Origin of the sequence: Mesorhizobium sp. CA16 (assembly GCF_020165175.1) — a bacterium.
GTDB lineage: Bacteria > Pseudomonadota > Alphaproteobacteria > Rhizobiales > Rhizobiaceae > Mesorhizobium.
In genome coordinates, this window is the sequence record NZ_JAIUHP010000016.1 from 49,031 (window position 1) to 65,859 (window position 16,829).

Annotated in this window: 14 protein-coding genes; 9 read left to right on the forward strand and 5 right to left on the reverse strand. The window is 63.6% G+C overall.

Features of this window, described 5'->3' with window-relative positions:
• Window positions 1-22: 22 nt before the first annotated feature.
• On the reverse strand, window positions 23-1,444 hold the full coding sequence (locus tag LB525_RS21390) for an MFS transporter (protein WP_224546746.1): 1,422 nt from the start codon (window positions 1,442-1,444) through the stop codon (window positions 23-25).
• A 211-nt stretch (window positions 1,445-1,655) separates the two neighbouring features.
• Here LB525_RS21390 and LB525_RS21395 point away from each other — a divergent pair, with 211 nt between their 5' ends.
• The 5 genes from LB525_RS21395 (at window position 1,656) to LB525_RS21415 (ending at window position 5,004) form a co-directional block, all read left to right on the forward strand.
• Complete coding sequence (locus LB525_RS21395; RefSeq protein ID WP_095767718.1) at window positions 1,656-1,901, forward strand: type II toxin-antitoxin system Phd/YefM family antitoxin; 246 nt, start codon at window positions 1,656-1,658, stop codon at window positions 1,899-1,901.
• Window positions 1,898-2,347: a PIN domain-containing protein gene (locus LB525_RS21400; RefSeq protein ID WP_224530769.1), complete on the forward strand. Its 450-nt coding sequence runs from the start codon at window positions 1,898-1,900 to the stop codon at window positions 2,345-2,347. The genes LB525_RS21395 and LB525_RS21400 overlap by 4 nt, the downstream gene beginning before the upstream one ends.
• A gap of 132 nt (window positions 2,348-2,479) precedes the next feature.
• Complete coding sequence (gene guaB, locus LB525_RS21405; protein WP_224546748.1) at window positions 2,480-3,982, forward strand: IMP dehydrogenase; 1,503 nt, start codon at window positions 2,480-2,482, stop codon at window positions 3,980-3,982.
• A 46-nt stretch (window positions 3,983-4,028) separates the two neighbouring features.
• Window positions 4,029-4,574 carry a hypothetical protein gene (locus LB525_RS21410; protein WP_224546750.1) on the forward strand — a complete coding sequence of 182 codons (546 nt, stop codon included), beginning with the start codon at window positions 4,029-4,031 and terminating at the stop codon, window positions 4,572-4,574.
• Between the two features lie 10 nt (window positions 4,575-4,584).
• On the forward strand, window positions 4,585-5,004 hold the full coding sequence (locus LB525_RS21415; RefSeq protein ID WP_095767715.1) for an MAPEG family protein: 420 nt from the start codon (window positions 4,585-4,587) through the stop codon (window positions 5,002-5,004).
• A gap of 203 nt (window positions 5,005-5,207) precedes the next feature.
• Here the strand turns inward: LB525_RS21415 and rnd are convergent, their stop codons facing one another.
• Together rnd and LB525_RS21425 are read right to left on the reverse strand one after the other, a co-directional pair.
• Window positions 5,208-6,359 (reverse strand): ribonuclease D, encoded by a 1,152-nt coding sequence (gene rnd, locus LB525_RS21420; protein ID WP_095767714.1) that lies wholly within the window; start codon window positions 6,357-6,359, stop codon window positions 5,208-5,210.
• 129 nt (window positions 6,360-6,488) lie between these two features.
• A complete protein-coding gene (locus tag LB525_RS21425; protein WP_224546752.1) occupies window positions 6,489-7,697 on the reverse strand; it encodes an MFS transporter in 1,209 nt (402 codons plus the stop codon).
• Window positions 7,698-7,803: 106 nt separating this feature from the next.
• Between LB525_RS21425 and LB525_RS21430 the strand changes: the two genes are divergently transcribed.
• Together LB525_RS21430 and aspS are read left to right on the forward strand one after the other, a co-directional pair.
• Window positions 7,804-8,562 carry a DeoR/GlpR family DNA-binding transcription regulator gene (locus tag LB525_RS21430; RefSeq protein WP_224546754.1) on the forward strand — a complete coding sequence of 253 codons (759 nt, stop codon included), beginning with the start codon at window positions 7,804-7,806 and terminating at the stop codon, window positions 8,560-8,562.
• A 121-nt stretch (window positions 8,563-8,683) separates the two neighbouring features.
• A complete protein-coding gene (aspS, locus tag LB525_RS21435) occupies window positions 8,684-10,474 on the forward strand; it encodes an aspartate--tRNA ligase (protein WP_224547037.1) in 1,791 nt (596 codons plus the stop codon).
• 97 nt (window positions 10,475-10,571) lie between these two features.
• Here aspS and LB525_RS21440 read toward each other — a convergent pair whose 3' ends face one another.
• Window positions 10,572-11,762, reverse strand: coding sequence for a hypothetical protein (locus LB525_RS21440; RefSeq protein ID WP_095767710.1), 1,191 nt, complete (start codon window positions 11,760-11,762; stop codon window positions 10,572-10,574).
• Window positions 11,763-12,179: 417 nt separating this feature from the next.
• Here LB525_RS21440 and parC point away from each other — a divergent pair, with 417 nt between their 5' ends.
• Window positions 12,180-14,435 carry a DNA topoisomerase IV subunit A gene (gene parC / locus LB525_RS21445; RefSeq protein ID WP_224546757.1) on the forward strand — a complete coding sequence of 752 codons (2,256 nt, stop codon included), beginning with the start codon at window positions 12,180-12,182 and terminating at the stop codon, window positions 14,433-14,435.
• A 283-nt stretch (window positions 14,436-14,718) separates the two neighbouring features.
• Window positions 14,719-15,918: an AI-2E family transporter gene (locus LB525_RS21450; RefSeq protein WP_224546759.1), complete on the forward strand. Its 1,200-nt coding sequence runs from the start codon at window positions 14,719-14,721 to the stop codon at window positions 15,916-15,918.
• On the opposite strand, the gene LB525_RS21455 is transcribed toward LB525_RS21450, so the two are convergent.
• Entirely contained in the window at window positions 15,906-16,802 is an 897-nt protein-coding gene (locus LB525_RS21455; protein ID WP_224547039.1) for a DMT family transporter, read from the reverse strand. The genes LB525_RS21450 and LB525_RS21455 overlap by 13 nt on opposite strands.
• Window positions 16,803-16,829: the final 27 nt, after the last annotated feature.

Below are 16,829 nucleotides of genomic sequence, written 5' to 3' on the forward strand. Positions count from 1 at the left end.
AGGGGAGAAGGAGAAGCGGCGCTCACTTCCCCGCGGTCCCCACCGTTTCCAGCGTCTTCGGCTTGGTCAGCCGGCCGTGGCCCGAGACCGCGTTGCCGGCCTTCGGCGCAAGCCGCATGAAGGTGATCGATGCCGCCGCCGAGACGGCTGCCACGATGAAGAAGGCGATGTGGAAATCCCGCAGGGTCAGCGGTCCGCCATGGATCGAGGTCGACACTTCGAGGACGCCGCCGGCCAGCGCCACGCCGAGCGCGATCGACAATTGCTGGAAAACCGCCGTGATCGGTGTCGCCTTGCTGGTGTCGGCGGGCGTGATCTCGGCATAGGAAAGCGCATTGACGCCGGTGAAGAACATCGAGCGGATGAAGCCGCCGACCAAAAGGATCGCCAGCATCAGGGCGTAAGGCGTCTGCGGCGTGAACAGGCCGTAGATGGCGATCGATGCGGCCGCGACAAGCGAGCCCCAGATCAGCACGCGGCGGAAGCCGGCGAGCCTGAAGATCAGCGCGGTCACGAACTTCATGCCGATGGCGCCGATCGCCGAGACGAAGGTGATCATGCCGGACTGGAAGGGCGTCAACCCGAAGCCGATCTGGAACATCAGCGGCAAAAGGAACGGCACCGCGCCGATGCCGATGCGAAACAGCGAGCCGCCGAGCACCGAGGACCGGAAAACCTGGTTGCGGAACAGCTCCAGCGCCAGCAGCGGATTCCTGGCGTGCCGCGCATGAAGGAGATAGAGCGCGCCCGAGACCACGCCGACTACAATGGTGATGAAGCCGGCCATCGGCGGCAGCGCCGGCAGGCTGACGACGGAAAGGCCGAAGACGATGCCGGAAGCGGCAAGGCCGGAGAGCACGAAGCCCGGGAAATCGAGCGGCGGCGTCTCGGCGGGCTCCGTCCTGGGCAGATAGCGGGTGGCGAGCCACATGCCGATAAAGCCGATTGGCACGTTGATCAGAAAAATCCAGTGCCAGGTGAAGTATGTGGTGATGAAGCCGCCGATCGGCGGGCCGACGAGCGGGCCGACCAGCGCCGGCACGGTCAGCCAGGACATCGCCGCGACCAGCTCGCTCTTGGGCGTGGCGCGCACCAGCACCAGGCGGCCGACCGGCGTCATCATCGCCCCGCCCATGCCTTGCAGGAAGCGCGACACAACGAAAGCCGGCAGTGAATTGGAAAACGCGCAGGCAACCGAGCCGGCGATGAAGACACCGATCGCAGCGCGAAAGACGTTCTTGGCGCCGAACCGGTCGGCCATCCAGCCGCTGATCGGAATGAAGATCGCCAGCGACACCAGATAAGCCGTCAGCGCCAGCTTCAGCGCGATCGGGCTCGTGTGGATGTCGACAGCGATCGCCGGCAGCGACGTCGCGATCACGGTCGAATCCATGTTCTCCATGAACAATGCGACCGCCAGTATGAGCGGGATGATGCGGTTCAAGGGAAACGCCCTGATCTGTCTTCGCGAATCTAGGCCCGGCTTGGGGGCGAACCGGTGCGACCGGGCGGTTATCACGCCTCGCCCCTGATGTCGCATTAAATTGCTGTCACTTTTGCGGGAGCGCAGTCCTGGTTGGCGTCACGGTACCCGGACTTGTCAAATGCAAGGCCGGCCGCTATGTAGTAATAATAACTACATTATAGGTGCAACCATGGACGAAACTGTTTCTGCAGCCGACGCCAATCGCAGATTCTCTCATATCCTGCGTGAAGTACGCGAGGGGCAGAGCTACGTCGTGACCAGCCATGGGCGGCCAGTGGCGCGGATCGTGCCTGCGGACAAGCACGAGGGCGTGGCCTCCCGGTCGCGCGCAGCTCTGCTGTCGCGACTCGAGAGGCAGCCGATCGTCAATGCAGGACGCTGGACTCGCGAGGATCTTTATGAGGATAACCCGTGAAGATCGCGCTGGATACCAACGTCCTTGCCTACGCGGAGGGCGTCAATGATCCTGAGAAGCGCGACCTCGCCCTCGAATTGCTACGGAACGTTCCGCAAGGCGCTGTGGTTGTTCCGGTCCAGGTGCTGGGTGAACTGTTCAATGTTCTGCTTCGCAAAGCTAGAAGGTCGCCCCAGGAGGCTCGCGATACACTGCTTAGCTGGCGCGACGCCTTCCCGGTTATTGAAACAACGCCGGAAGTGATGATGACGGCTGTCGATCTTGCTGCGGACCATCGTTTCGGCGTCTGGGATGCCGTCATTCTTTCCGCCGCTTCGCAAGCGGGTTGCCGGCTCCTTTTGTCAGAAGATCTTCAAGACGGTTTTACGTGGGGCGGCGTAACTGTCGTCAATCCTTTTGAGTTGCCGCGCCACGCTTTGCTCGATGCTCTTCTCGGCATCGAATAGGCCGTCTCGCAACGATCGGCTTTTCAACCGCGACAGGACGTGTTACCAGCCAGCGCCAATCCTGAAAGGGAAGAAGAGAGTCGGCGCTGGCCAATCGGCCCGGCGCCTTTTCCGCATTCAAAAGGACTGGCCATGGCAAAAATCATCGAAACGTCCACCGGCGCGCTGGCGCTGACTTTCGACGACGTGCTCTTGCAGCCCGGCCATTCCGAAGTCATGCCTGGCGAGACCGACATCCGCACCCGAATTGCAGGCGACATCGATCTCAACGTGCCGATCCTGTCGGCAGCCATGGACACCGTCACCGAAGCGCGGCTGGCGATCGCTATGGCGCAGGCCGGCGGCATCGGCGTCATCCACCGCAATTTCTCGCCGTCCGAACAGGCCGAGCAGGTCAGGCAGGTGAAGAAATTCGAATCCGGCATGGTGGTGAACCCAGTCACCATCGGCCCCGACGCCACGCTGGCCGATGCGCTGGCGCTGATGCGCACCTATTCGATTTCCGGCATTCCGGTGGTCGAAAATGGCGGCACCGGCGGCCACACGGTCGGCCGCCTCGTCGGCATCCTCACCAACCGCGACGTGCGCTTCGCCTCCGATCCGGCGCAGAAGGTCTACGAGCTGATGACGCGTGAGAACCTGATCACGGTCAAGGAGAATGTCGACCAGGACGAAGCCAAGCGTCTCCTTCACAAGCATCGCATCGAGAAGCTGGTAGTGGTCGACAGGAACGGCAATTGCGTCGGCCTGATCACCGTCAAAGACATCGAGAAGTCGCAGCTCAACCCGCACGCCACCAAGGACGCGCAGGGGCGCCTGCGCGCGGCGGCCGCCACCAGCGTCGGCGATGACGGGTTCGAGCGCGCCGAGCGCCTGATTGACGCCGGCGTGGACTTGCTCGTCATCGACACCGCGCATGGCCACTCGCAGCGCGTGCTGGATGCGGTGACGCGGGCGAAGAAGCTGTCGAACTCCGTGCGCATCCTGGCCGGCAATGTCGCCACGGCCGACGGCACGCGGGCGCTGATCGATGCCGGCGCCGACGCCGTCAAGGTTGGCATCGGCCCGGGTTCGATCTGCACCACCAGAATCGTCGCCGGTGTCGGTGTTCCGCAGCTGTCGGCAATCATGTCGGCGGTCGAGACGGCCAGCAGGGCCGGCGTCAGCGTCATCGCCGATGGCGGCATCAAATATTCAGGCGATCTCGCCAAGGCGCTTGCCGCCGGAGCAAGCGCCGCCATGATCGGTTCGCTGCTTGCCGGCACCGACGAGAGCCCCGGCGAGGTCTATCTGCACCAAGGTCGCTCCTTCAAGGCGTATCGGGGCATGGGTTCGGTCGGCGCCATGGCGCGCGGCTCGGCCGACCGCTACTTCCAGGCTGAAGTTCGCGACACGCTGAAGCTGGTCCCGGAGGGCATTGAAGGGCAGGTCCCCTACAAAGGACCTGTGGCTGGCGTGCTGCACCAGCTTGCAGGCGGCCTGAAAGCCGCTATGGGTTATGTGGGTGGACGTGATCTTGCAGATTTCCGCGAGCGCGCCACTTTTGTGCGCATATCCAACGCCGGACTTCGTGAAAGCCATGCCCATGACGTCACGATCACCCGCGAAAGCCCCAATTACCCGGGCGGAATTTGATCGGCAGGCCGATCGGCCTGACCGCCGGCGGGGACTGTGGCGTGACTTGAGCGTGGCGGTGCTTCGGCTGTCGCGTCACGCGGCAGCGCTCTCCATCGCCTCGATTGCGCTGTTCCTCGTCATGACGGCGCTGGAGTTTCTCTATTTCCAGCGCTTGAGCGGCGGCCTGGCCTCACTCGACATGCGCGTCGCCGGCTTCACGCCCGACGAAGGCATGGCGTGGCTCACCGCGCTCGGCCGGCGCGGCGGCGAGATCATCATCGTCTGGCACTATCTGACCTTCGACCTTTTGTTCCCGGCGCTGCTGTCGCTGACGCTGGTGAGCCTTATCCTCGCCTTCGGGCGGCGACTCAGCACCTTCCGCGCCATGCCGGCGCAACTGCAGGCCTTGTTCTCCCTGACGCTGGTGGCGCCCTATGCGGTCGCCGACTACGCCCAGAATTTTGCCATGGCGCGGCTGCTCTCCGATTTCCAGCTTGCCAATCCCGATTCGCTGGCCTTCGCCTCTTCGCTGACCGTCACCAAATTCGCGCTGCTGGCGATTCCGGTCTTCGTCATCGCGGTCTTCGCGCTGGCCGGGCGGCGAGGCTGAGGACAAGCAGATGCGCCAGACAGCCATCTTCTGGCCGATGCTGGCGCATGTTCTTCTGGTCTATGTCGTCTATCTGGTGATGTTCAAGCGGCGCTATCTCGCCGTTAAGTCCGGCGAAGCCAGGATCGGCCAGTACAAGGTCCGCTCAACCGAGCCGGCCTCGAGCGTCACCGTCGCCAACAACCTGATCAACCAGTTCGAGCTGCCGGTTCTCTTTCACGTGCTGTGCTTGGCGCTGTTCGTCACCAATGGCGTGAACTACCTGACGCTAGCGTTAATGTGGCTGTTCATAGTCACGCGCTATGTCCACGCCTGGGTGCATCTCGACAGAAACCATGTGCTGCACCGCAGCCGCGCCTTCTTCCTTGGCGCCGGCATACTTCTCATCGCCTGGATCTGGTTCGCGCTCCACCTGCTCGAGGTGGTGTGAGGCTCGCCTTTCCCTTCTCCCCTTGTGGGCGAAGGTGGCGCGCAGCGGCCGGATGAGGGGTATTCCAGCTTGACACGGACTTAAGCCAGCGTTGGATGCCGCGATAGGAGATCGCCAGCGTTTCACTCCGCCGGAACACCCCTCATCCGTCTCGGCGCTGCGCGTCGATCCAGGTTCTCCCACAAGCGGAGAAGGAAAAGGCGCTACAGCTCGAACAACGCGATCCGGCGCTTGTCGAATTTGATGCCGATCTCGCCGCGTACCAGCCTCAGCGCCTGCTCGCCGAAAACGGCGCGCCGCCAGCCCTGCAATGCCGCCACGTCGGCTTCGTCGCCCTCGGCGGCGATGCGGTCGATATCGTCGCTGGAGGCAAGCACCTTGGTGGCCACGCCTTCCTTCTCTGCGACGATCCTGAGCAGCACCTTGAGCAGTTCCGCCGCCGCACTCGACCCCTCCGGCGGCTGCACGCTTTTCGGCAGTTTCGGCATCGCGTCCTTGGGCAGCGCCAGCGCCGCGTTGACCGCGCCGAGCAGCGCGGTTGCCGTGGCGGAGCGTTCCCAGCCTTTCGGCGTGGTGCGCAGCTTGCCGAGCGCGGCCGCATCGCGCGGCGCCTGCTGGGCGATCTCATAGATCGCGTCGTCCTTGAGCACGCGGCCGCGCGGCACGTCGCGCTCGCGCGCCTCGCGTTCGCGCCAGGCCGCCACCGCCTGCACGATCGCCAGCTCCTGCGGTTTGCGCAGCCGCATCTTCAGCCTTTTCCAGGCATCTTCGGGATGCGGATCGTAGGTCTCGCGCGAGGTGAGGACATCCATCTCCTCGTTCAGCCAGTGGCCGCGATTCTCGCGCTTCAGCTCGGCGCTGAGATGCTGGTAGACCTCGATCAGGTGGGTGACGTCGGCAAGCGCGTATTCGAGCTGCTTGTCGGAGAGCGGCCGGTGCCGCCAGTCGGTGAAGCGCGAGGACTTGTCCAGCCGGGCTCCGGTGACCTTCTGCACGAGCTGGTCGTAGGAAACGCTGTCGCCGAAGCCGCAGACCATCGCCGCCACCTGGGTGTCGAACACCGGATGCGGCACCAGATCGCCGAGATGGACGATGATTTCGATGTCCTGGCGCGCCGCGTGAAAAACCTTCAGCACCGCTTCGTTGGCCATGAGCCGGAAAAACGGTTTCAGGTCGATGCCGGGCGATAACGGATCGATAAGCGCCTCAATCCCAGGCGCGGCCATCTGGATCAGGCAAAGGATCGGCCAGAAGGTCGTCTCGCGAATGAATTCGGTATCGACGGTAACGAATTCCGACTTTTCGAACGCCGCGACAACGCTCTCGAGTTCTTCTTGTGTGGTGATGACCTGCATCAAATCGCTTTTGGCACAATATTAGGCCTCTTTCAATTTCAGCCGCGCGGGCATTCGTCAAGCGCCGCGACGTCGTCACGCACCGCTAGTTTCGCGCGATGGCGATATGCGCTGGCCCGGCGGGGCGGTTCAGGCCTCGCCGGCCTGCGCCTCCACGCTTTGCCTTGCGGTATCCGCGGCTTCGGCCGATGGCCGTCGGCCAAGCACGCCGGCTGTGGCCAGGCTGAGCAGGATGAAGGGGATACCGATGCCATAGGCCGAGCGGATGCCCCAGTGGTCCGACACGAAGCCGAGCAGCGGCGGGCCAAGCAGAAAGGCGACGAAGGAGATCTGCGACAGGGCCGCGACATTGATCGCCGCCGGACGGTCGGTACGCTGCGCCGCAGCCGAGATCGCCAGCGGAAAGATGGCGCTGCTGCCGATGCCTAGAAGCGCAAAGCCCAGCATCGAGATGAAGGGTAGGGGTGAGAAGAAGACGATGAACACGCCGACCGCCATTGTTGCCAGCAGCACGCGCGCTACGCCGCTCGGCGAATGGCGGTCGACAAAGCTGTCGGCGAAGAAGCGTGTCGTTGCCTGCGAGAAGGCGAACAGCGCCACGGTGAAGCCGGCAACGAAGGGGCCCGAGTCGAACACTGTGCGCATATAGATGGCGGACCAGTCCATGCTGGCGCCTTCCATCAGCATTGCCGACAGTGTCACCGCCACGAGGATCAGGATCGGCAGCGTCGGACGGGCGAATATCGGCGGCTTGTCGCCGGTCGCGGCGAAACGGGCAGGCGCGGGTTCGAAGCCGCCCAGGAACAGCGCCATCGCAACCGCCACCGTCGGCACCACCAGCGCCAGATGCAGTTGCGGCGACAGGCCGAGATGCGCCAGCGCGCCGCCGAACAGGCCGGCGCCGAAGAAGCCGATGCTCCAGAACGAATGCGCCCGGTTCATGATCCGGCGCTTGAGCAGGAACTCGGTCCTGTCCGCCTCGACATTCAAGATGATCTCGATGCTGCCGATCATCAATCCGACCGGGAGCAGCATCAGGAACAGGGCGGCGGGGCCCGACGCATGCACCGCGACGGCATAGGCGAAGCCAAGCAGCGGCACCAGCCACAGCAGCGCGCGGCGAAACCCGACGCGCTCCAGGATCGGCGTCGCCAGCGTCAGCGCGATCAGAGTGCCGATGGGCGTCCCGATCAGGGCGAGACCCAGCGTGCCGTCCTCGATCTGCATGGCCCGCTTGATGTCGGGCAGCCGCGGAAAGATATTGCCCATAGCAAAGGAATAGATCGCGAAGCCGGCATAGACGCGGTGCTGGGGGGCGAATTTCAGGCCAAGGGTCATCAGGCAAATCCGATAAGGGGCGGCGGCTCTCAGGCTGCCGGCGACTCTGTTTCTTGCATGAACAGGCAAAACATGCAACAACGTGCACAAATAAACAGGATCGCGCATGCTCACCGAAGAACGCCACCAACTCATTCGCGACCAGCTTGCGGCCGACGGAAAGGTGCTGGCCGGCGAGCTCGCCAGCCGTTTTGGCGTATCGGAGGACACTGTGCGCCGCGACCTGAGGGAACTGGCGAAGGCCGGGCAGTTGCGTCGCGTTTATGGCGGCGCTGTCCCATCGGGGCCCTTTGCAGCCGCGCCGCTCAGCCAGCGCAGCCGTCATGCGGTCGAGGAAAAAACCCGGCTCGCCAGGGCGGCTGTTGCGCTGCTCGGCGCGGGGCAGTCGCTGTTCATCGACGGCGGCACGACCAACGAGGCGATCGCCCGGGCGATCCCGCGCGATATGGAGCTGACCGTCGCCACCAATTCGCTGGGCGTCGCCTCGGCTCTGACGGACCTTCCCCTGGTCGAGCTGATCGTGCTCGGCGGCCGCTATGTGCCCGATCTCGGAACCTGCGTCGGGACAGATACGCTGGCCGCCGTGGCGCAACTCGGCGCCGATCTGTTCTTTCTCGGATCCTGCGGGCTGGATGTCGCGCGCGGCGTCACCGCCTTCGATTCGGCCGAAGCCGAAGTGAAACGCGCCATGGCGAAAAACAGCGCTGGCATCGTCATTGCAGTCACCAACGACAAGCTCGCCACCGCCGCACCCTATCGCGTGGCGGAAGCGGCTGCGATCCGCCATCTCGTGGTGGAAAGGACCGCGCCTGCTGCCACGCTCGCCGATTTCCAAAGCCGGGGTGTGCAAGTCCACTTTGCCTGAACAGTCGCAGCGGCGCGCCTGTGTGACCGCTTGCCTTGACAAAGCCGGCCTCTCATGCGCTTTTCGCGCCAATTTTCGAGCCGGGCCGACGCCCGCAATTTCCGGACTTTACCCCATGACTATGCATCGTTACCGCAGCCACACCTGTGCCCAGTTGAGAAAGAACGACGTCGGCAATTCCGTCCGCCTGTCGGGCTGGGTGCATCGCGTGCGCGACCATGGCGGACTGCTCTTCATCGATCTTCGCGACCATTACGGCCTGACCCAGATCGTCGCCGATCCGGATTCGCCGGCCTTCAAGGCCGCCGAGACCTTGCGCGGCGAATGGGTGATCCGCGTCGACGGCGAGGTCAAGGCGCGGCTGCCGGAAACCGTCAATCCGAACCTGCCGACCGGCGAAATCGAGATTTTCGCGCGCGAGATCGAAGTCCTGTCGGCCGCCAAGGAGCTGCCGCTGCCGGTGTTCGGCGAGCCGGACTACCCGGAAGACATCCGCCTGAAATACCGCTTCCTCGATCTGCGCCGCGAGACACTGCACAAGAACATCGTCGCGCGGACAAAAATCATCGCCGAGATGCGCAAGCGCATGGGGGAGGTCGGCTTCACCGAGTTTTCGACGCCGATCCTCACCGCGTCGTCGCCCGAAGGGGCGCGCGATTTCCTGGTGCCGTCGCGCATCCACCCCGGCACCTTCTACGCGTTGCCGCAGGCGCCGCAGCAGTACAAGCAGCTGATCATGGTCTCCGGCTTCGACCGCTATTTCCAAATCGCGCCCTGCTTCCGCGACGAGGACCCGCGCGCCGACCGCCTGCCTGGCGAATTCTATCAGCTCGACCTCGAGATGAGCTTCGTCGAGCAGGACGACGTGCTCTCCACCATGGAGCCGGTGCTGCGCGGCGTCTTCGAGACCTTTGCCGCCGGCAAGCCGGTGACCCAGGAATTCCGCCGCATTCCCTATGACGAGGCGATGCGCACCTACGGCACCGATAAGCCTGACCTGCGCAACCCGATCGAGATGCAGGCGGTCTCGGATCATTTCCGCGACTCCGGCTTCAAGGTCTTCGCCAACATCCTTGCCAACGATCCGAAAGCCGAGGTGTGGGCCATTCCGGCAAAGACCGGCGGCAGCCGCGCCTTTTGCGACCGCATGAATTCCTGGGCGCAGGGCGAGGGGCAGCCTGGCCTCGGCTACATCTTCTGGCGCAAGGAAGGCGAAAAACTCGAAGGCGCGGGTCCGATCGCCAAGAACATCGGCGAGGAGCGCACCGAGGCGATCCGCCAGCAGCTCGGCCTTGCCGATGGCGACGCCGCCTTCTTCGTCGCCGGCGACCCGAAGAAGTTCGTCACCTTCGCAGGCGCCGCGCGCACCCGCGCCGGCGAGGAGCTGAACCTCGTCGATCGCGAGCGTTTCGAGCTCTGCTGGATCGTCGATTTCCCGTTCTTCGAATGGAACGAGGACGAGAAGAAGATCGACTTCGCCCACAACCCGTTCTCGATGCCGCAGGGCGGCATCGATGCGCTGAACGGCCAGGAGCCCCTCAGCATCAAGGCGTTCCAGTACGACATGGTCTGCAACGGCTTCGAAATAGCGTCGGGCGGCATCCGCAACCATCTGCCGGAAACCATGGTCAAGGCTTTCGAGATGGTCGGTCTCGACCGCGCAACCGTGGAGGAGCGCTTCGGCGGCCTTTATCGTGCCTTCCAGTATGGCGCGCCGCCGCATGGCGGCATGGCGGCCGGCGTTGACCGCATCGTCATGCTGCTCGTGGGGGCCAAGAACCTGCGCGAGATCACCATGTTCCCGATGAATCAGCAGGCCTACGACCTTTTGATGAACGCGCCTTCGGAAGCGACTCCGCAGCAGCTGCGCGAGCTGTCGCTGCGCGTCGCTGCGGCGAAGAAGGAAGGCTAAAAGCCGTAGCCAGGATCTTCTTTTTCCTACAAGAATCGCCTTCAACAAGAAAAGCCCGGCATCGCTGCCGGGCTTTTCTTTGCAGCTGACTGTCCGATCAGTCTTGGTTCGCCTTGACCTTGACGCCAAGCGTCTTCGGCAGGTCGAGCGGGTTGGACATGGCGCCGGCCATGATCAGCGCGAACGGCACCGACGACGGCGGCTCGGCCGAGATTTCCAGGCTCTTTGGATTGTCGAGGAAGGTATTGACTGCCGCCGAGACTTCCGCCGTCAGCTCGGGATTGTTGAGCTGCGCCATGCCGAACGGCACGATCGCCTTGGCCTGGTTGGCGACGTCCTTGGCCGACATGCCCTGTTGCTTGCCGACATAGTCGAGCACCTTGCCGGTGAGCGAATCGTCCTCGAAGCGCACCGATGCGCCGTTGAAGGAAAGCTGCTGCATCAGGCCGAGCATGGCCATGCCTTGCGCGGAATTGTCGGCGCCTTCCGGCTGGGCGGCGAGCTTCTTCTGCATCTCCTGCATCGACTTGATGAAGTCGAGCGTGTAGCCGCCGAGATTGAAGGTCATGCCGAGCGTGCCGGCATTCTCGACCGAGATGTCATATTTCGACAGCTCCATCTTGCCGTCGCTCGGCTGCCAGGTGCCGGCCATCGCGATGTTGCCCGAGATGTTCTGGTAGCCGAGCGCATCGATCGCTTCCTTGGACTTCGGATCGTCGACCAGCGATAGGTCGGCGGTGAATTTTTCGGTGTTGGCGGTAAAGTCCATCGCCTTGCCGTCGGCCGGCGGGGTGATCTGGACGGCAAGCCCGTCCATCGCGAAAGCCGTCTTGTCGCCGACCTTGACTGTCATGTTGGAGAGTTCCGCCGACTTGTACATCATCAGCGAGCCGAGCGGATCGGTGCCGCCTTCGGCCGGGACCTTCATGTCGTGGACGACCACCGGGCTGAGATTGAGCGTCACGCCGTCCTTGCTGTGCTCGAAAGGCGAGGTCGAGAGGGTTGCGATCTCATAGCTGCCATTGGCCTCGCTGACCCCCTCCAGCTTCACGTCGCCGATCGGCAGCGCTTCCTTCTCGGCCGCCGGCTTGATGGAAACACCTTGCAGGACGGCGTTCGAATCGTCGCCGGAGACGCCTGTCCAGGAAATCTCGACGCCCTGGGCGGCAAGGGCCGCCTTGATGCGCTCGGCCACCGCCGGATCGGCGGCGAAGGCCGAATTGAGCGGCAGCGTCAGCAGAAAGGTCGAAAAGGCCAGTTTCTTGAGTGTTGAGCGTTGGATTGTCATGGCGAGTTCCCTGTCCTGATTGGCTATTGTGAAATTATTTTTGACATCTGCTCCATCACCATTCCGTGACGAACGGGACGGGAAAAAGGCATTTCCGGGCCCATTTGTCGAAAACGGCGATGAAAAGCAAACGCCGGTCGGCAGCTATTGCCCGATGCGGTGAATTTGTCATGAAGACCGCGGCTTTCCTCCGCCAGCGCGTTGCATTGCCAGATAGCGGCCGCATGTAACGGATTGATGTTGGTCGGCCTCGTGTTGCCGACTAAGCCTGTTGCAGATCGGCGGCAAATTGCAGCCGCCGCGGGGCCGCTTCCGTGAAATTCTTCACACCGCCGGCTGCGCATCTATAGCCACGGCGAATGCGCCGACGTTCACGCGGCGCTTGCCGCGAATCACCCGCTCAGCTAGTCCAAATTCATGGGAAAAAGGCTTTTGCCGCCTGATGACAATGGCGGCGGCGATAAAATCGAACCGGTCGATCTGAAGGAAGCGCTCGAGCGGCGCTATCTCGCTTACGCGCTGTCGACCATCATGCACCGGGCGCTGCCGGATGTGCGCGACGGACTGAAGCCGGTCCATCGCCGCATCATGCATGCCATGCGGCTGCTCAGGCTCAACCCCGATCAGGGTTTCGCCAAATGCGCCCGCATCGTCGGCGACGTGATGGGCAAGTTCCATCCGCATGGCGACCAATCGATCTACGATGCGCTGGTACGGCTGGCGCAGGATTTCTCGATGCGCTACCCGCTGGTCGACGGGCAGGGCAATTTCGGCAATATCGACGGTGATAACGCCGCGGCGATGCGCTACACCGAAGCGCGCATGACCGAAGTGGCGAGCGAGCTGCTTGCCGGCATCACCGAGGACGCGGTCGATTTTCGGCCGACCTACAATGAAGAGGACGAGGAGCCGTCCGTCCTGCCGGGCGCTTTCCCCAACCTGCTCGCCAACGGCTCGTCGGGCATTGCCGTCGGCATGGCGACCTCGATCCCGCCGCACAACGCCGCCGAGCTTTGCGACGCAGCACTCCATCTGATCGAGCATCCCGAAGCGCCGGTGGCGAAGTTGATGGATTTCGTCCAGGGGCCGGATTTCCCGACGGGCGGCATCATCGTCGACAGCCGCGCCTCGATCCTCGAAGCCTATGAGACGGGCCGCGGCGGTTTCCGCGTGCGCTCGAAATGGGAGCAGGAAGACCAGGGCAGGGGCACCTGGAGCATCGTCGTCACCGAGATCCCTTACGGCGTGCAGAAGGCCAGGCTGATCGAGAAGATCGCCGAGCTGTTGATGGCGCGCAAGCTGCCGCTCCTCGAGGACATCCGCGACGAGAGCGCCGAGGACATCCGCATCGTGCTGGTGCCGAAGAGCCGCACGGTCGATCCCGGCATCCTGATGGAATCGCTGTTCAAGCTCACCGAGCTCGAAAGCCGCTTCCCGCTCAACATGAACGTGCTGTCGCGCGGCAAGGTGCCGAACGTCCTGTCGTTGAAGGGCGTGCTCAAGGAGTGGCTCGACCACCGCCGCGAGGTTTTGATCCGTCGTTCGAAATACCGGCTCGGCGAGATCGAGAAGCGGCTGGAAATCCTCGCCGGTTATCTGATCGCCTATCTCAACATCGACGAGGTCATCAGGATCATCCGCGAGGAGGATGAGCCCAAGCAGGTGATGATGGCCCGCTGGTCGCTCACCGACAACCAGGCCGAAGCCATCCTCAACATGCGCCTGCGCGCCTTGCGCAAGCTAGAAGAGATCGAGATCCGCAAGGAATTCGACGGCCTCACCGCCGAGAAGAAGCAGATCGAGGCCCTGTTGGCTTCCGACGCCAAGCAATGGTCGACGATCAAGTGGGAAGTCGCCAAGGTCCGTGACACGTTCGGTCCGCAGACCGAGCTCGGCAAGCGTCGCACCCACTTTGCCGATGCGCCCGAGCACGACTTGACCGACATCGCGCATGCGATGATCGAGCGCGAGCCGGTCACCGTCGTTGTGTCGGAAAAGGGCTGGCTGCGTGCCATGAAGGGCCACCTGACCGACCATTCGCAGCTCACCTTCAAGGAAGGCGACAGCCTGAAGCTCGCCTTCCATGCCCAGACCACGGACAAGATCCTGGTCTTCACCACCGGCGGCAAGTTCTACACCATCGGCGCCGATCGGCTGCCGGGCGGGCGCGGCCATGGCGAGCCGATCCGCATCATCGTCGACATGGAGAACGACCAGGACATCGTCACTGCCTTCGTCCATGATCCCAAACGCAAGCTGCTGCTCGTCTCATACGACGCCAACGGTTTCGTCGTTTCGGAGGAAGAGGTCGTCGCCAACACCCGCAAGGGTAAGCAGGTGATGAACGTCAAGGCGCCGGACGAGGCCAAGCGCTGCATCCCGGTTTCGGGCGACCATCTCGCTATTGTCGGCGAGAACCGCAAGATGCTGGTCTTCCCGCTGGCCGAAATTCCGGAAATGGCGCGCGGCAAGGGTGTGCGGCTGCAGAAATACAAGGACGGCGGCGTGCTGGACCTGAAGACCTTCACCCTGGAGACCGGGCTCTCCTGGCAGGATTCGGCCGATCGCACTTTCACCAAGTCGCGCGAGGAACTGACCGAATGGATCGGAGCCCGCGCCGCCGCCGGCCGCATGGTGCCGAAGGGTTTCCCCAGGACGGGGAAATTTGGGTGAAGCAGCACCTTTCCTTCTCCCCTTGCGGGAGGAGGTGTCGCCGAAGGCGACGGATGAGGGGTGTTCCAGCTTGACACGGACTTGAGCAGCTTTGGATGCCGCAATATGGGGTCACCAACGCCTCACTCCGCTGGAACACCCCTCATCCGTCTCGACGCTGCGCGCCGATCCACCTTCTCCCACAAGGGAGAAGGAAAGGCACTATTTGGACTATCGTCACGATTGCTGCACTATGATGGTGCATAAGCATCCATCGAACCATCAGGCAGGGAGCAACGCCGGGTTGAAGCGCGCCGAGATCCAGAAGCCGGGGCAGCGCCTGTTCGGCCTGTCGACGCCGCTCAGGGCGGCCGTCATCCCGCCGCTGTCGGCGGCGCGCTGGCTCCTGGTGCTGATCGTCGCTGCCGGCGTCTATTTCTTCCACGGCTTTCTGTTCCCGGTGCTGGCGGCGCTCGTCATCGCCTTTGCCAGTTGGCCGCTGTACCGCCGGCTGCTCGTTGGCGTCGGCGGCAACCGAACGGTCGGCGCGACCTTGGCGATCTTTTTCATCCTCACCTTCCTGGTGGTGCCGATCGCGCTTGCCGGCACCTATGCCATCAACGAGCTGCGCGAGTGGGTCACCTGGGCGATCGAGACCAATCGCCACGGCGCGGTGACACCGGGTTGGATCGCCGCCATACCGGTCGTCGGCCAGTGGCTGAACGAGCAGTGGACGGCCTATCTCGGCCATCCCGGCGGCATCGGCGAGTTGATCCAGCTGATCAGCGGCTCCAACATCGGCAGCATCTATCGCGGCGCCTTGGCCGCCGGCGGCAGCGCCTTCAGCCTGATTCTGACGCTTCTGTTCATGATGATCGCGCTGTTCTTCGCCTATCGCGACGGCGAGTCTTTCGCGGCCCAGGTCGATCGCCTCGGCGAACGCATCCTGCCGACGCGCTGGGAACGTATCTCGCGCGTCGTGCCGGCAACCATTTCCTCGACCGTGACGGGCATGACCATCATCGCCATCGGCGAGGGCCTGGTGCTCGGCATCGCCTATTGGCTGGCCGGCGTCCCGTCGCCGGTGACGCTCGGCGCGCTCACCGGCATCATGGCGCTGATCCCGGGCGGCGCGCCGCTCTCCTTCACCCTGGTGTCGATCTACCTCGCCGCCAGCGGCAAGCTTTTCGCCGGCACGGCGCTCTTCATCTGGGGCGCGGTCGAGCTCTTCATCGTCGACAAGACCTTGCGGCCCAAGCTCGTCGGCGGCCCGATCAAGCTGCCGTTCCTGCCGACCTTTTTCGGCCTGATCGGCGGCGTCAAGACGATGGGTTTCCTCGGCTTGTTCATCGGCCCGGTGTTGATGGCGCTGCTCGTCGCCATCTGGCGCGAATGGCTGCGCGAGGTCGAGATCATGGACGAGCTTCCGCCTGTCGCCTACGAGGCCGGCGCGCCGCCACAGATCGAAGCGGCGGCCGAGCCGAGGAAAGTTCAGGCCGGGTGAACCACGGCAAGCGCAGCACGGCGCTTGCGGCCCTCATGCAATTGCCACAGCGAATGCGCGACCAGCGTCACGATCAGGATCGAGCCGCCGATCAGGCTGTTGCGCGTCGGCTCCTCGGCGAAGATCAGCCAGACCCAGACCGGCGCCAGCACCGTCTCCAGCAGATAGAACATCGCCACTTCCGGGCCTGAAATGTATTTCGGTCCGTTGGCAAGGCAGAAGAACGAGATCGGCATGATCACGGCGCCGTTGAAGATGATCCACCACGGTGCGTTCACGTGAACGCCTTCGCCTGAAACCATGAAGACGGCGAGCGCCAGCGGCAGGATGACGCCGACCAGCGCGGTGAAGCCCATATCCTTGCCGCTGGCGCGCGAAATGGTGATGGCGAGGGCGACGAAGAAGGTCGAGCACAGCGCCATGAAATCGCCGAACAGATGCCCGGTGCCGACGGAGCCGCCGACGATGATCAGCACGCCGAAAATCATCGCCAGCATGGCGATGACGGTTGCAGGCTGCGGTCTTTCCTTGAGGAAGAGCCATGACAGCAGTGCCGCGAACACGGTGTTGAAGGCCAGGATGAACACAAGGTCGGCCGTCGAGGTGTGATAGACCGCCGTGACGAAGCATATTCCGGTCATGCCGTAGCAAAAGGCCACGGCAAGTCCCGACCAGCCCGGGATGAGCCGGGGCGCGTTCCGGTCGAACGACCGCCAGACGGTCCACACCACCAGCCCGGCCAGCAAGGTGGTGGCGGTGCGCAACATCATGATCGTCCAGGGTGTGCCGTCGGCGAGCCGGATCAGCGGTATGTCGACGGTCAGTGTGAGGCCGCCTATGGCGGTGATCAGGAGACCTTTCTGGTGGTCGGTGTGGGTGGACACTTGGGCATTCTCGCAAACTATCTTGAG

Bases quoted from the DNA above. Each gene is read 5' to 3' on its own strand.
- aspS (WP_224547037.1), top strand. From the start codon at position 8,684: ATGCATCGTTACCGCAGCCACACCTGTGCCCAGTTGAGAAAGAACGAC.
- LB525_RS21440 (WP_095767710.1), bottom strand. From the start codon at position 11,762: ATGACAATCCAACGCTCAACACTCAAGAAACTGGCCTTTTCGACCTTT.
- parC (WP_224546757.1), top strand. From the start codon at position 12,180: ATGGGAAAAAGGCTTTTGCCGCCTGATGACAATGGCGGCGGCGATAAA.
- guaB (WP_224546748.1), top strand. From the start codon at position 2,480: ATGGCAAAAATCATCGAAACGTCCACCGGCGCGCTGGCGCTGACTTTC.
- LB525_RS21415 (WP_095767715.1), top strand. From the start codon at position 4,585: ATGCGCCAGACAGCCATCTTCTGGCCGATGCTGGCGCATGTTCTTCTG.
- LB525_RS21430 (WP_224546754.1), top strand. From the start codon at position 7,804: ATGCTCACCGAAGAACGCCACCAACTCATTCGCGACCAGCTTGCGGCC.
- rnd (WP_095767714.1), bottom strand. From the start codon at position 6,359: ATGCAGGTCATCACCACACAAGAAGAACTCGAGAGCGTTGTCGCGGCG.
- LB525_RS21425 (WP_224546752.1), bottom strand. From the start codon at position 7,697: ATGACCCTTGGCCTGAAATTCGCCCCCCAGCACCGCGTCTATGCCGGC.
- LB525_RS21395 (WP_095767718.1), top strand. From the start codon at position 1,656: ATGGACGAAACTGTTTCTGCAGCCGACGCCAATCGCAGATTCTCTCAT.